This is a genomic window from Streptomyces graminofaciens (assembly GCF_030294945.1).
Classification (GTDB): domain Bacteria; phylum Actinomycetota; class Actinomycetes; order Streptomycetales; family Streptomycetaceae; genus Streptomyces; species Streptomyces graminofaciens.
In genome coordinates this window covers 9161525-9175394 of the sequence record NZ_AP018448.1, presented here as the reverse complement: position 1 = coordinate 9175394, position 13870 = coordinate 9161525, and the positions used below count along the sequence as shown (strand labels likewise).

The 13870-nt window shown below is 67.6% G+C and carries 10 protein-coding genes; 4 read left to right on the top strand and 6 right to left on the bottom strand.

The window, feature by feature from the left end; genetic code table 11:
- The first annotated feature begins 6 nt into the window (after nucleotides 1-6).
- Nucleotides 7-2865, top strand: coding sequence for a DUF1156 domain-containing protein (locus tag SGFS_RS40375; RefSeq protein ID WP_286257229.1), 2859 nt, complete (start codon nucleotides 7-9; stop codon nucleotides 2863-2865).
- A complete protein-coding gene (locus tag SGFS_RS40370; protein ID WP_286257228.1) occupies nucleotides 2865-6272 on the top strand; it encodes a Swt1 family HEPN domain-containing protein in 3408 nt (1135 codons plus the stop codon). The genes SGFS_RS40375 and SGFS_RS40370 overlap by 1 nt, the downstream gene beginning before the upstream one ends.
- 242 nt (nucleotides 6273-6514) lie before the next feature.
- Here SGFS_RS40370 and SGFS_RS40365 read toward each other — a convergent pair whose 3' ends face one another.
- Together SGFS_RS40365 and SGFS_RS40360 are read right to left on the bottom strand one after the other, a co-directional pair.
- Nucleotides 6515-6700 (bottom strand): DUF397 domain-containing protein, encoded by a 186-nt coding sequence (locus tag SGFS_RS40365; protein WP_286257227.1) that lies wholly within the window; start codon nucleotides 6698-6700, stop codon nucleotides 6515-6517.
- A complete protein-coding gene (locus tag SGFS_RS40360) occupies nucleotides 6697-7569 on the bottom strand; it encodes a helix-turn-helix domain-containing protein (protein WP_286257226.1) in 873 nt (290 codons plus the stop codon). Before SGFS_RS40360 ends, SGFS_RS40365 begins: the two co-directional genes overlap by 4 nt.
- A gap of 168 nt (nucleotides 7570-7737) precedes the next feature.
- On the opposite strand from SGFS_RS40360, the gene SGFS_RS40355 reads away from it, so the two are divergent.
- Nucleotides 7738-8208: an ATP-binding protein gene (locus SGFS_RS40355; RefSeq protein ID WP_286257225.1), complete on the top strand. Its 471-nt coding sequence runs from the start codon at nucleotides 7738-7740 to the stop codon at nucleotides 8206-8208.
- Nucleotides 8209-8416: 208 nt separating this feature from the next.
- Nucleotides 8417-9148 (top strand): hypothetical protein, encoded by a 732-nt coding sequence (locus SGFS_RS40350; RefSeq protein WP_286257224.1) that lies wholly within the window; start codon nucleotides 8417-8419, stop codon nucleotides 9146-9148.
- A gap of 836 nt (nucleotides 9149-9984) precedes the next feature.
- On the opposite strand, the gene SGFS_RS40345 is transcribed toward SGFS_RS40350, so the two are convergent.
- From SGFS_RS40345 to SGFS_RS40330, 4 genes are all read right to left on the bottom strand, one after another.
- A complete protein-coding gene (locus SGFS_RS40345) occupies nucleotides 9985-10470 on the bottom strand; it encodes a hypothetical protein (protein WP_286257223.1) in 486 nt (161 codons plus the stop codon).
- Nucleotides 10467-10796 carry a plasmid mobilization protein gene (locus tag SGFS_RS40340; RefSeq protein WP_286257222.1) on the bottom strand — a complete coding sequence of 110 codons (330 nt, stop codon included), beginning with the start codon at nucleotides 10794-10796 and terminating at the stop codon, nucleotides 10467-10469. Before SGFS_RS40340 ends, SGFS_RS40345 begins: the two co-directional genes overlap by 4 nt.
- Nucleotides 10797-10955: 159 nt before the next feature.
- Nucleotides 10956-11405, bottom strand: a complete 450-nt coding sequence (locus SGFS_RS40335; protein ID WP_286257221.1) for a hypothetical protein — start codon at nucleotides 11403-11405, stop codon at nucleotides 10956-10958.
- A complete protein-coding gene (locus SGFS_RS40330; protein WP_286257219.1) occupies nucleotides 11402-13828 on the bottom strand; it encodes an AAA family ATPase in 2427 nt (808 codons plus the stop codon). Before SGFS_RS40330 ends, SGFS_RS40335 begins: the two co-directional genes overlap by 4 nt.
- Nucleotides 13829-13870: the final 42 nt, after the last annotated feature.

Here is a 13870-nt window from a genome sequence, read left to right as displayed (position 1 = left end):
GAGCAGGTGAACACCGCAGTGCAGCCCGGAACGCCGTCAGGTTCTGTCCCTCGACGCAAGCTCATCGAGGTCTCTCTCCCGCTGGAGGACATCAACGACGCCTCTGCCCATGAGAAGTCCGTCCCCCGCAAGGGACACCCGGCAACGATGCACCTGTGGTGGGCGCCGCGCCCTCTCGCTTCGATCCGAGCGGTACTGTTCGCGCAACTGGTCGATGACCCCTCGTCACGGCCTGATCTGTTTCCCACCGAGGAAGAACAGAAAGCCGAACGCGAACGACTGCACTGGATTATTCGCAGGATTGTGCAGTGGGAGAACACGAACAACGAGAGGGTCTACCGCGAGGCTCGGGACGCGATCCTCAAGTACACCGACGGAAACCCGCCAGCGATCCTCGACCCGTTCTCCGGGGGAGGAACCATCCCCGTCGAAGCACAGCGACTCGGGCTCGAAGCACGCGGCAGCGATCTCAATCCCGTCCCTTCCCTCAAGACTAGGGCACTGATCGAAATCCCACCGAAGTTCGCGGGGCAGGCCCCTGTGTTCCCAGGGGCAGCCGATACTCAGGTCACCGAATGGTCTCGCGCCACCGGTCTGGCCGAGGACGTGCGCCGATACGGCATGTGGATGCGCGACCAGGCCAAACAGCGGATCGGACATCACTACCCAGACGCGCAGGTCGCTGTCCTGGGACGAGACGGCGAACCCACCGGCAAGTACACGCAGGCACCAGTGATCGCCTGGCTCTGGGCCCGCACCGTAATCTGCCCCAACCCCGCCTGCGGGATCCGAATGCCTCTTGTCCGCTCTTGGTGGCTCAGCAAGAAGAAGGGCAAAGAGGCTTACGTCACCCACAGGATCGTAGCCGACACCACTTCACCGGGTGGGCGACGCGTGGAGTTCGCCATCGGGCATGACGCGCAGCTGGCTCCTGGCAAGGACACCGAGGGCACGGTGGAACGTAAGGGGGCCACCTGCATCGCGTGTCACAGCGGTGTCGAGTTCAAGTACATCCGTGAGGAAGGCCGCGCTAAACGAGTGCGCGAGCAACTGATGGCCGTCATCGCCGAGGGTAATCGTCGCCGGATTTACCTGAAACCCAACAGTGATCACATCTCGTCAGCCGATCTACCGCGGCCGGATTCAGTACCTCTGGGGAGCCTCCCCGACGCCACGCTCGGTTTCCGAGTTCAGGCCTATGGAATGACCGACTACATCGATCTATTCACTAACAGGCAGCTGACTGCCCTCGTGACATTCAGCGATCTAGTTGCCGAGGCGCGAGAACTGGCACTCAGGGACGCGCTTGCGGCCGGCCGCCCTCGCGGCGAATCCCTGGCCCGCGGCGGCATGGGAGCTGAGGCGTATGCTGACGCCGTAGCAACATACCTTTCCATGGCAATCTCAAAGCTTGCCGACTGGTCTTCCTCGATCTGCAGCTGGATCAACGGGGTCGAGAAGGTTAGGAATACTTTCCCCCGCCACGCTATCGCCATGACCTGGGACTTTATTGAAGTCAACGTCCTCTCGAACGCGGTGGGAAATTTCGGAAACCATGTCGATTGGGTATCTTCCGGCCTCGCCTCCGTCCCTGCGGACCAATTCCCAGGATTCTCACACCAGGCAGACGCGGCTAGTCGCGATTACTCTGGCCTCCTGGTCTGCACCGACCCTCCTTACTACGACAACATCGGCTACTCTGATCTGTCTGACTTCTTCTACGTCTGGCTTCGTCGATCCCTCCGAGGTATCCACCCGGACCTATTCGGCACGATGCTCGTCCCGAAGAAGGAAGAGCTGGTTGCCAACCCTTATCGGCACGGGGGAAGAGCGAAGGCAGAAAAATTCTTCGAGGACGGATTTGAGCGGGTATTTACTCACACTCGACAGTCGGCATCGCCAGAATACCCGATCACCGTGTTCTACGCCTTCAAACAGTCCGAACTGGAAAAGGAGGGAATTGCCAGCACCGGCTGGTCCACCCTCTTGGAGGGCATGATTCGGGCTGGCTGGACTATCACCGCGACCTGGCCAGTCCGCTCCGAGCGCAGCGGCCGGATGATCTCGGTGGGCACCAACGCGCTCGCCTCTTCCATCGTGCTCGCGTTGCGGCCACGTAAGGAGACAGCATCGGCCACTGACCGCACGGGATTCCTGTCGGCCCTGCACGCCGAGTTGGAGGAAGCGCTGCCGCGCATTCGCGAGGGGGCGATCGCGCCAGCCGATCTGCGTCAGACAATCCTCGGCCCCGGCATGGGGGTGTTCTCCCGCTTCTCTCGGGTGCTGGAGGACGACGGCTCCACAATGTCGGTGAAGACCGCGCTGGCGCTGATCAACCAGACCTTCGACGCCCTGCAGAATGAGCATGACGCCGAACTGGACGCCGACACCCGGTTCTGTCTGGACTGGTTCCGCTCCTATGGCTGGGACACCCGCCCCTACGGTGACGCCGAGTCGCTGGCTGTGCCCCTGGGCCTCTCGGTGGATGGGATCGCCCGTGGCGGAACCCTCACCTCCGGCGCCGGCAAGGTCGCACTGATCAAGCCGCAGGACCTGGACCCCCGGTGGGATCCGGCCCACGACGACCGGCTGTCGCTGTGGGAGGTCACCTGTCACCTGGCGCGTGCGTACGCGACTGACGGACGTGAGGAGGCCGCGAGGCTCATGGCCGAGGTGAAGGGGAAGGTAGACCTGGATGAGGTCAACCGCCTGGCCACCCGCCTGTATGAGCTGATGGAGTCTCAGGACGCCTCGACCGCCAGTCTGTTCAATGGGCTCGGAGGTGCGTGGGCCGATGTCTCCGCGACGTCGACCACGATCCGCCCGGCTGCTGTGGCCGAGATGCTCTTTGGGGAGGAGATCTGATGGCGCTGACGAACAATGAGAAGGTATTGCGCAGCTTCGACCAACTGCTCGAGGGCATGCGACCGTGGGTCGACATGCGTATGTCCGCCCAGGCCCCGGCCGGGAAGGACTGGATTGAGCTGATCGCTGCTGAGGATGCGACAAAGTTCGGCACAGCCAAGACGTACTCGCGTGACGACGTGCGGTTCCTGCTGCGCATAGTCACAGAGAGATGGAAAGTCTTCGAGAAGGACCTCTCGCGCCCGCAGTCCGCATTGGCCTCCGAGCTGCGGGAGACTGCGAACGCGGCTCACCACGGACAGAAGTTCTCCTCGGACGACACCTACCGCGCGCTGGACACGATCGAGCGTCTGCTGACGGTGATCGGTGCCAGCGACGAGGCCGATGCGGTCGCGAAGATGCGCATGGAGCACCAGCGGGAGGTCTTCGAGAAGCAGACCCGCAACCGGCTGACGCGTGAGGCGCAGGCCGTCAAGGTGGCCGGTATGCAAGCCGGTACGGCGATCAAACCGTGGCGTGAGGTCATCCGACCACACGCCGACGTGATCCGTGGGCAGTTCTCCGCCGCAGAGTTCGCCGCCGACCTGTATGCAGTGGCCCATGGCCACAGCGCGGCGCCGGAGTATCTGAACCCGGCTGAGTTCTTCTCGCGGACCTATCTCACCAGCGGTCTGTCCGATCTGCTGACTCGCGCGCTCAAGCGCCTCTCCGGGGACGCCGGAGCAAGCCCTGTCATAAACCTGCAGACCCAGTTCGGTGGCGGCAAGACGCACTCGATGCTGGCCCTGTACCACCTGTTCTCCGAAGGCCTGGCTACAAGCGCACTGTCTCAATCTGTCCAGGACGTTGTGCATGCCTCCCTGCCCACGGCTGAAGGCGATCCGCTGAGGTCTTTGGACGTGAAGCGGGTCACCTTGGTGGGCACGAAGCTCTCCCCGAGCCAGCCGATCCCTAAGGACGACGGCACGCAGGTGCGCACGCTCTGGGGGGAGTTGGCCTGGCAGCTCGGAGATCGCGAGGCATTCGACCGCGTCGCGATGGCTGATGCCACCGGCACCGATCCCGGCGACGCGCTGGACGCCGTCGTGCGCGACGTCGTCGCCGGCGGCAAGAGCGTGCTGATCCTGATCGACGAGTGGGTGGCCTACGCCCGCCAACTCGTCGGCCGCGACGACCTGCCCGGCGGATCCTTCGCCACGCAGCACACCTTCGCCCAGCACCTGACCGAGATGGCCAAGTCCATCCCCGGGGTCATGCTCGTAGTCTCTATTCCCGCCTCCGACTCCCTGGACAACGGAGGCGGCGGCTCGGCGCTCGAGGTAGGCGGCCCCAACGGGCACGTCGCTCTGGAAACCCTGCAGCACACCATCGGCCGGAACGCCGACGACTGGCGACCGGCTAACAACATCGAGTCCTTCGAAATCGTGCGGCGGCGTCTGTTCGAAGAACCCGATGCCGTGGCCCTGGCGGACATCGCCGCGGTGGCCAAGCAGTACGTGAAGTACTACCAGGAGAACACCGGGTTCTTCCCTCGCGAGACGACCACCGGCGCGTACGAGCAGCGCATCCGAGCGGCGTACCCCATCCATCCCGAGTTGTTCGACCGGCTCTACGAAGACTGGTCGACGCTGCCGAAGTTCCAGCGCACCCGCGGCGTGCTGCGTCTGATGAGCGTGGTCATCAACTCGCTGTGGGCCGCCAATGACACCACACCGCTTATCACCCCTGGCGCAGTGCCCGTCCACGACACCCAGGTCTTCAGTGAGATCACCAAGTATCTCGATGACAACTGGAAGCCGGTGGTGGACAAGGACGTCGACGGCGAGGGGGCCACCCCCGTTCAGATCGACCACGAGCGTCCGTCGTTCGGGCAGCGAGCCCTTACCAGGCGTGTCGCCCGGTCAGTATTCATCGCAACCGTCCCGACCCTGCGCTCGGCACACAAGGGCGTGGACATCCAGCAACTCCGCTTGGGCACTGCGGTTCCCGGCGACGTCATCAACCACATCGGTGATGCCCGTGCCTTGCTGGGCCAGCGTGCCACGTACTTCTACGAGGACGGTGACCGCTCCTGGTACGACCTGGCTGCTTCGGTCTCCCGCGTGGCCGCCGACCGCGCAGCCGGCTACAGCCAGGCCGACGTGCACGCCACGATCGTCGAACGCCTCAAGGCCAGGGCATCCAAGGCTTCCTTCGGTGACGTATATGCCGCGCCTCTCGACACAGGAGACATCCCCGATTCCGAGGTGCTCAAGCTCGTCGTCCTGCACCCGAAGTTCACCTGGGGCAAGGACGCCTCCACCGCTGCGGACTTCGCCGCGCGTCTCCTGCGGGAGGCAGGCACCGGGCAGCGGCAGCGGCGCAACATGCTGGTCATGGTCGCCGCTGATCGCGACACCTACCCCGAGCTCGAAGGAGTGGTGCGGGAGTACCGAGCCTGGAAGTCCATCGCCGACGAGGCCGAGGAGCTTGAGCTCAGCGCCCAGCAGCGCAAGCAGTCCGGCACCCGCGCACGCCAGTTGGACGCGGCCGTCGACGACCGTGTCCGCGCGGCCTTCTCCGCAGCTCTGATCCCGACCGAGCTGCCCGGCCAGAAGCCCACCATCTCCTTCACTCGTATTGCCAAGGACGGTGGTTGCCTCGCCGAGCGCGTCACCGCGGCGCTCAAAGCCAAGGGCTGGATCACCCCAGTGCTCGGGGCCACGCTCGTGCGCATGGCTCTTGAAGGCGCCCTGGCCAGCGCATGGGGCAAGGGGCATGTGAGGTTCGGCGACCTGTGGTCCTGGTACACGCAGTACCCCTACCTCAAGCGCCTGCCCAACCGACAGGTGCTCGAACAGGCCGTACTCGGCGCCGCCGACGTCCTCCTCTGGCAGCAGGACGCCTTCGCCCTCGCCGACGGCTACGACGAAGCCACCGACGAGTACCAGAACCTCTGGATCCATGGCGACAGGCCCGATCCCAGCTTCGTCACCGATGACACACTCCTCGTCCAGCCAGCCCGAGCCGTCGCCCAGCGCGCACGGGTTGTGGCCACCCCGCCGATCGAACCGGTCGCCCCTGCGGACGGCAGCAATAGCGGTGAAGGCGGCAGCCCGTCTCTCAGTCCCGGTGCTGTCACGCCTACGCCGGGCCCCGGCTCTCAGCCCTCGACTCCGCCGGCGAAGAAGGTCACGCGCAGGTTCTGGGGTGTAAAGACTCTTAACCCCAACCGTCCCGCTGCTGACTTCGCCAATATCCAGCAGGAGGTCCTGGCACACCTCGAAGCCGCCGACGGCGTCACGCTCGAGGTCCGTATCGAGATCGCCGCAAGCACTCCCGACGGATTCACCGAACAGCAGGTACGTACCGTCCGAGAGAACGCCGCCCAGTTGAAGTTCGAGGACACGGGTTTCGAAGAGAACTGAGTTGGTCCGACGAGCAGCGCGCACATCGATCTACTCGGAGGAGACCGTGCCGGTGAGCTTGGGAGACCGTGACGTTGTGTCTGCGGCCTTCCGCGCTCGACGTCACCGATGAACCTGGGTACGGCTGACGCTACACACTGCGGTGGGGGGACCCAGAGGTCTCCCCCACCGGCACTGAGCGATGCGGGACCGAGGGCAATACCACCACACCGGTCACCGAGAGCCGTCGGCACCCGTGTCGCTCACGCCTCTGTCGCGAATCCCACGAACCGCGACCACTCCTCACGGCCGACGGCGAGGTGAGGGCGTGTCACGTCCTTGGAGTCCCGTACGCATATGGCCTGTTCGGTGACGGCGATCTCGATGCAGCTGTCGCCTGAGCTGCCGCTGTAGCTGGACTTGAACCAGGCGAGTTCCGTCGTACTCATAGCGCTCCTCGCAGTCGCTCCAGAAGGCCCCGCGAGTCCTGGGGGGTCAGGGCCTGCGAGCGCAGTGTGTCATAGCGCTGGTAGAGCAGGCGCACCTCTTTGCGGTCGGAGATCAATCGGCCGTTCTCCTGTCCTTCGGAGTACGCCAGCCGCCGCCCTTCCGGGGTCTCAAGGAGCTGTACCGGGCCGTCCATGCACGCATGGAACTCGGCCTCGGTCGGCATGACTTGCAGTGTCACGTTGCGGGGTGTCGTCAGTTCCAGCACATGGTCCAGTTGGCCCCTCAGCACGTCACGACCACCGAGCCTGCGCCGGAAAACAGCCTCCTCCACAATGAAGTGAAGCGGCACAGTCGGCCGCTCGCGCAGCATCCTCTGCCGTTCCAGCCGCGCTTCGACCTGAGCCTCCAACCGCTCATCAGTCAGCAGTGGAAGCCGGTTCTCGAACAGGGCCCGCGCATACCCCTCCGACTGCAACAACCCCGGCACCAGCCGGCACTCGTACGTACACAGGCTCACCGCCACCCGCTCCAGCCGGGCCCACTGCCGGAACCATGCCGCGAGCCCGACATCCCCGCGCCCCCGTGTCACGTACTTCGACGCCTTCCGCAGCGCCCCCGTGTTCCCCAGCGCCTCCTCTGACCGCTCCACCAACGCCACGTCGGGCATCCGGCGCCCCAACTCCACCGACTCCACCGTGTGCTTGGAGAAGCTGACCAGGTTTGCGAACTCGGTTCTGCTGTACCCCGCGTGCTCGCGCAGTGCCTGCATGACCGCCCCGAAGGTCCGCAGGCTGTCCGAGGGATCGGGCTCCCGGTCCGCCTCGCCGCACGACACGTCTTCGTCGTCCACCACACCGCCGTCGGTCATCCGCGGCCACCTCCGGTTCCGTACCCGCGCTGTTCGCCGTCCCACAGTCGACGACACTCAGCGTGACGCATGAACCGTCGTACCGTCCACGAAATGTGCCCGTACGCTGACGCAACGTACGGACCGGACCTCTGGAACGCGCCCCAGTGCACCCGTCACCGTGGCCTCATGAGCGCAACCACACCCCAACTTCACTCCACCGTAGATACGTTCGCGCAACTTCTGTCGTCCACTCGCGGCGGAGCCCGGCTCGCCCGCCTCCTCGCCGCCGAGCAGCTCCGCGCGTGGCCGGTGTCACTCGGCGTCACGGAGCGCGCCGAGCAGATCGTGGCCGAACTCGCCGCCAACGCCGCCCTTCACGGTCGTGTCGGCAGCCGCGACTTCCGGCTCACCCTCACCCTCGACACGGCGGGCGGCTTGCTCCGCATCGCCGCCACCGACGCCCGGGGCGAGCACCTCCCGTCGCCGCCTGCGGATTGCGGAACGCCCCTGAACAACGAGTTCGGCCGCGGCCTGCTCCTGGTCATCGCCCTCGCCAACCGCTGGGGCGTCGAGCCGTACCCGCCCGGCGGCAAGACGGTCTGGGCCGAGTGCACCCGCGAGACCCCCGGCCCGGACACGCACAGCGGGCGGCTCTAACCCCGACGGCTGGGGCGTGGGGGCAGGGTCGTGACGAGACAGTGTGCGCCGGTGCGGCGCCCCTGGGAGGTGCCGACGGTGATCTCGCAGTCGATGGGGCGGACCGCAAAGGCTCCAAGCCTGGACAGGTAGGAACTGTCGGGAAACGCTCCAGAACTGGCAGCCTGAGTGGGAGACTTGGGGCCTAACGACCTAAGGAGTGCAAGGTATGACAACAGGCGCCCACGACGGACCGGTTCCGGCAGAAGACGGACGTGGGCAGCGAGTCCTCGACCTCCTGGACAAGGCAATCGACAGCCAGAGCGTACTGGTGCGCAAGAACATCGCCCGGGCCCGCCAGCGGAACCCGGAGGCGACACCCGCACAGGTGATCCGCAATCTGGAGCGGATGTACGTCAGCGCCCTGACCGGGACAGGTGCCGCGGTTGGAGGAGCTGCAGCCGCGCCCGGCGTCGGCACGGGAGTCGCACTGGCACTGTCGGCAGGCGAGGCTCTCTCGTCTCTTGAACTGAGCGCCCTCTTCGCGCTCTCGCTCGCCGAAGTCCACGGAATCCCCATCGACGAGGTCGAGCGCCGCCGGACGATCGTCATGGGAATCATGCTCGGCGGGAGCGGCTCCGCCACCATCACCAAGGTCGCCGAGCGGACGGGGCAACATTGGGGACGTCAGATTGTCGCCAAGGTGCCAGTCGAGACGTTGCGTCAGATCAACAGGGTCTTGGGGAAGAACTTCATCACGAAGTTCGGGACCAAGCAGGGAATCATCGTTCTCGGTCGAGTGGCACCGTTCGGTATCGGCGCTGTGATTGGTGGTGGCGCCAACGCGGCCCTCGCCACTCTGGCGGTGAGGGCCGGTCGTCGCGCCTTTGGCCCACCCCCGACGTCGTGGCCATGGCTGACACACAGCGCACCGCCGAAGTCCGAGAACTCGCCTGCCTGACCCTCGGCGCAACCAAGGGGGTGCTTGTGGGCGACGGAGGGTTCAACCGCACGTGTTTGAAGTGCCGCAACTCCATCGAGGTCGACCAGGACGGGCGCGTGGTCGCCCATGACAGGCCGATAAGTCGTTTCCCGTGCTATGCCTCCGGTCAGCTCGCCGCACTTGTGTCGGTCGAGTGGGGGCCCGGGCCTCGACGTAGCCGGCGGATTACGGGCGGGGACAAAGGGCGCTGGCGTGCCTTGCGGGAGAAGACCGAGTACCTCAAGCCCCCTGAGTGGCTGCCGAATTATCGGGGTGAGCACCTGCCGACCATCGGCTTGCCCGCCAAAGGGTGGTTCAGTGTCTGGTTCCCGGCTCACACGATGTGGGAGCACGAACGGAAACTCTCCGGCTGGGTCGGAAGCGATCGATCGTTCCGGTGGGACGGCCGCGAGGAGTGTTGGACGGTTGCCAGCGCTCACTTCCCTCGCATAAGTCGGGAGCTGCTCCGCAGGTACCCGAGCGTCCTCATCGGCCGTGAGTACAACCCGCGTGAAAGGTGCAACTCGTCCTGCCAGAACGCCCAGGGCTTTCTGTGTACCTGCTCCTGCCGTGCCAAGTACCACGGCCGTGGCAAATGGCGAAGCGGGTGGAGGACCCTCGGCGAGTTCAGCGGTCGGCGCGGGGGGAGGCCGTGGCACTGGACGGCCGTTGCCGTTGCTGGCTGATCGCCTCGGCACCCGCTCACGGAGTAAGCCTGCGCAGGGCCAAGCCCCGCGCACCGCTCCTGTCGACGGCGAAGCTCGTGCACCGCCCTGCGCGGCCATCTGGACGGGACGGGGCGTAACTCTCGGTCATCAGACAGCGACCACGTGCACGTCCGTCGGTGCGAGGACCGTCAGGTAGGCCGAGATGTCCCCCGGGTCGGTGGTGAAGATGACCGCGCTGCCGTGTCGGGCCGCTGCCAGGGCCACCCAAGCATCCACCGCGTCCGGCCGCTTCTTCGCCGGAAGGGCTGCTTGTCCCAGAGCGGTGCCGATGCGCCGCCAGTCCGTGAGGTCCGGGCCCGTCGCGCAGGCCAGACACTCCGGACGGCCCGCCTTCGTCTCACGCATGGGCGGCTCGGACGTACGGGCCTGAGGGACCGTGCAGTCCTTCAGGACGCCGGACAGGGCGTGCACCAGCGACGGCTGGGGGCGCCACACCTGGGCGAGGACCGGTCCGAGCACCAGCGCCCGGTGCGGGACCGCGCGCAGTCCCTCGTGGAGAGCAACCGCCTTCGCCTTGCGGTCCGCGAGTGCGATGAGCATGCCCGTGTCGTAGACCGGCACCCGTGCGCTCACGCGGCGTGTCCCGGACGGCGGCCCTGCTGATCCCGGCCGTGGACGAGGCCCAGGGCTTCCTCGACCTCACGGCGTTCCTGCTCCGTCAGTTCCGCGGCCGGTTCCGGGGCGGGTTCGGCGGGCAGTCCGTCCGCCGCCCGTTCCGCGCGGGCGATGAGTGCGTCCACCTCGGCGAACTGTTCCTCTATGGCATCACTCTCGGCCATCTGGCGCGTTGCGGCATGCACCAGGTAGGCCGAGACGTCCATGCCCGCCCGCTCCGCGTGCTGCCTGATGCGTTCGGCCTGGTCCTGCTCCAAGCTGATGGTGATGCGCGTCTTTGCCACGAAGGCATCGTAATACGCGTATGACGACAGGGCGAGTGTGGTCGGGGTGGGCAGCCGGGGACGCCTCCCTCTCCCCGGCGTCCCTTCCGTACCGGCCCCCCGCCTACCGGCGTCCGCCACCCGCCCCGTACGGAGAACCTGGGGTCCGGCAGCGATCAGTCACTGCGTCCGGGGCGCCAAAGCTCCGATCACCCGCTCGACGTCGTCCCGCCACGCACACAACTCCACCTGCGTGGGGGCCAGTTCGTATCCGTGGTAGTGGCAGGCCCGGCTCAGGCCGGCCCAGGTCACCGACCAGCGGCGGGCCGTGTCGGGGTCGGCGTAGGACTCCAGGCACAGGGCCTGGGCGTGCGGCGCGCAGCGGGCCAGCTGCGGTTTGCGGGCCTGCCAGTAGCGGCGCAGGGCCTCTTCGAGGGCGTGGCGCAGCAGGAGTGCCACGGCGCGCGGCCAGACGCCCGTGGTGGAGGCGGTGGCCGTGCCGAGCAACCGGTCCGCGCCCGCGAGCAGTTCCTCGGGGGTCGAGGTGGACGACGGCGGGGGCGGGAGGGCTGCGGGGAGCCGGGGCGGGCGTGCGGACGGTACGGGTGTGGCCGGGCGGATCGTGGTCACAGGGATCGCACCGCCTTGGCGAGGTCCGCGGTGCGGCGGATGATCTCCTCCGCGTCGTCGACGGGCACGGCTTCGTGGGAGCCCCTGTTGCACCACCGGATGTGGTCGGTGGCCTGCTGGCCGTAGGCCCGGGTGAGGTCGGTCATGGTCTCGCCCACCCGGTCGGTCTCCCCGTAGAGGGCGAGGGAGGCCAGTTCTGTGAGCTTGTGGGCCTTGGCAATGCGCTGCTCGATCTCGGCGTGCGGCAGGCCCGTGCCGAGGAGCCGTCGTCGGGCCGGTTCGAGGAAGGCGGCCTCCAGTGCGGTGCGGCAAAGGCCGGGCAGAACCCGCGCTACGACGTCGCCGGGCAGGTCGCGGGTCTTGGCGAGCGCCTTCGCGTCGTACAGGGCCTGCTTGACGGGGTCGTCGCCGGAGCGGACACGTACGGCGGAGTGCTCACGGCGGTCGACGGTGAGGACGGTGGCGGGCAGCCGCAGGTACTTCAGGGCCTGTGGCAGGCGGGTGTCGTGCGTGAACACGACGACCTGGCGGTGTTCGGCGAGGAGTGCGAGGACGCGGGCGAGGCCGTCCACCTTGGCGGGGTCCATGGACTGCACCGGGTCGTCGATGACCAGGAACCGGAAGGGGTTCTCCGGCAGGAAGGTGCGCGGAAGGAAGAGGGAGAGCGCGAGGGAGTGCAGTTCACCCTGGCTCATCACGCCGAGTGCGGGGGCGTCGATGTCATCGACGGTCACGTCGAGGGCGACCTTGCGCTGGGTTCCGGAGCCGCCCAGGCGGACCGGGCCGAGGGCGACGTTGCTCTGCTGGCGCAGGTTGGACCAGATGCGCTGGGCGTCCTCGGCGATGGGCCGCATCCGCTCGGCGCGGATCTCGTCGTGGGCGGCCTTGAGCCATTTCTGGGCAGCCTTGACGCGGGCCAGGCGCGGGATCGCCCGCTCGGCGGCGTGTGCCTTGTCGAGCCAGGCCGCGAGCGCCCGTGCGGCGTCGCGCCAGGCGTCGTCCTGGTCGGCGAGGCGCGCTGAGGCCTCCTGACGGGTGACACGCGCGGCGTCGGCCGCGGTGCGTGCGGCGTTCTCCGCGACGGACGCCAGTGCGGCCGGGTCGGAGACGGTACGGCACCGCAGCCAGTCGTCCCAGGCGGCGGCGATCTCGGGCGGCAGCCAGCCCGGAGGCGGCACGGCGAGATCACGGACGGCCTGGCCGGCCGAGTGAAGTTCCCGGCGTGCGGTGAGGGCCTGCTCGGCCTCGGCGCGCAGGAGGCGTTCCTGTTCGGCCGCCTCCAGCGCCCAGTCCTCGTCCAGCCGTGCCGCGCCGCCGCACACGGGACAGGTACCGAGGTCGGGGTGGGCGCGGTGGTGGGCGAGGGCGCGAGCGAGAAGTTCGGCGCGTTGCAGCGCGTCCTCTGCGGAGGTGCCCCGCAGGTCCTCGGCAGCGGCGATCGTCTCGCGCAGCCGGGCCACAGCCGTGGCCACTGCCTCGGTGTCGGGTCCGGTCAGGGTGGAGCGGCGGCGCAGATCGAACAGGAGTGACTCGTCGGCCGCACCCGTCCCGGCGGCCAGTTCGGCCGCCTGCGCGAGGTCCGGGCGCCGTCCGTCGAGTGCCGAACGGGCGGCCCGGGCGCGCGGGTCGTCGGTGTTCTCCAGCAGGGCGAGCAGGGCGGGAAGTTCGGCCTTGGCCTCCTTCGCGGGCGCGTCGTACTCGCGGGCCAGGTCGCGCAGCCGCTTGTCTGCGGCGGCGAGCTGCTCCAGGCCGAGGATGGAGGCGACGGCGTCGTACATCTCGCTGGGCCTGCCGCCGATGACCTGGCCGAGTTCGGAGTACGACAGGAAGGGACGGTAGGTCGCCAAGTCCTCCTGCCAGCCGAGGTCCGGGAGGGGAACGGGGTCGTGGCCGGGCCGGTCGAGTTCGGCGGCGGAGTCGGCGACGTCGTCTCCGTGCCAGGTGCGCAGCACAGTGGCGGACTCCGGGTCGCCGTCGATGCGCAACTCCACGGCGATCTGCGGCTCCTGGCCGTGGTGAAGGTTGCGCCAGCTTCTGCGCCAGATGTCACTGCGGCCGCGCCAGCGGGCGTTGTCGCCGGTCAGCGCGATCTCGGTGGCTTCCGCGAAGCTCGACTTGCCGGAGCCGTTGCGGCCGGTGACCAGCGTGAGCCCCGGGCCGGGGGTGAGCGGGAGGCGTGCGGTCCGGCCGATGCCGCGGAATCCGCTGACTGTGACGGACTGCAGATAGGCGCCCGGCATCCGTCCGCGAACCGGTCCGTCGTCCTGGAAGGCGGTGAGCAGGACGGCCTTGGCGTCCTCGTCGAGATCCGAAGCGGCGAGCCGTTCGGCGATGAGGAGAGCGAGGGGGCCGGGGGCCGCCGGCTGCCCGGCGGACTGCTGTGCGGCGGAGGGGTCCAGAGCGGAATCGGCGGATTCGGGCATGGCGTGAACTCCCGTGGAAGCGACGGCTGCGGAGCCAGCGGT

Bases quoted from the DNA above. Each gene is read 5' to 3' on its own strand.
- SGFS_RS40350 (WP_286257224.1), top strand. From the start codon at position 8,417: ATGACAACAGGCGCCCACGACGGACCGGTTCCGGCAGAAGACGGACGT.
- SGFS_RS40370 (WP_286257228.1), top strand. From the start codon at position 2,865: ATGGCGCTGACGAACAATGAGAAGGTATTGCGCAGCTTCGACCAACTG.
- SGFS_RS40360 (WP_286257226.1), bottom strand. From the start codon at position 7,569: ATGACCGACGGCGGTGTGGTGGACGACGAAGACGTGTCGTGCGGCGAG.
- SGFS_RS40365 (WP_286257227.1), bottom strand. From the start codon at position 6,700: ATGAGTACGACGGAACTCGCCTGGTTCAAGTCCAGCTACAGCGGCAGC.
- SGFS_RS40355 (WP_286257225.1), top strand. From the start codon at position 7,738: ATGAGCGCAACCACACCCCAACTTCACTCCACCGTAGATACGTTCGCG.
- SGFS_RS40330 (WP_286257219.1), bottom strand. From the start codon at position 13,828: ATGCCCGAATCCGCCGATTCCGCTCTGGACCCCTCCGCCGCACAGCAG.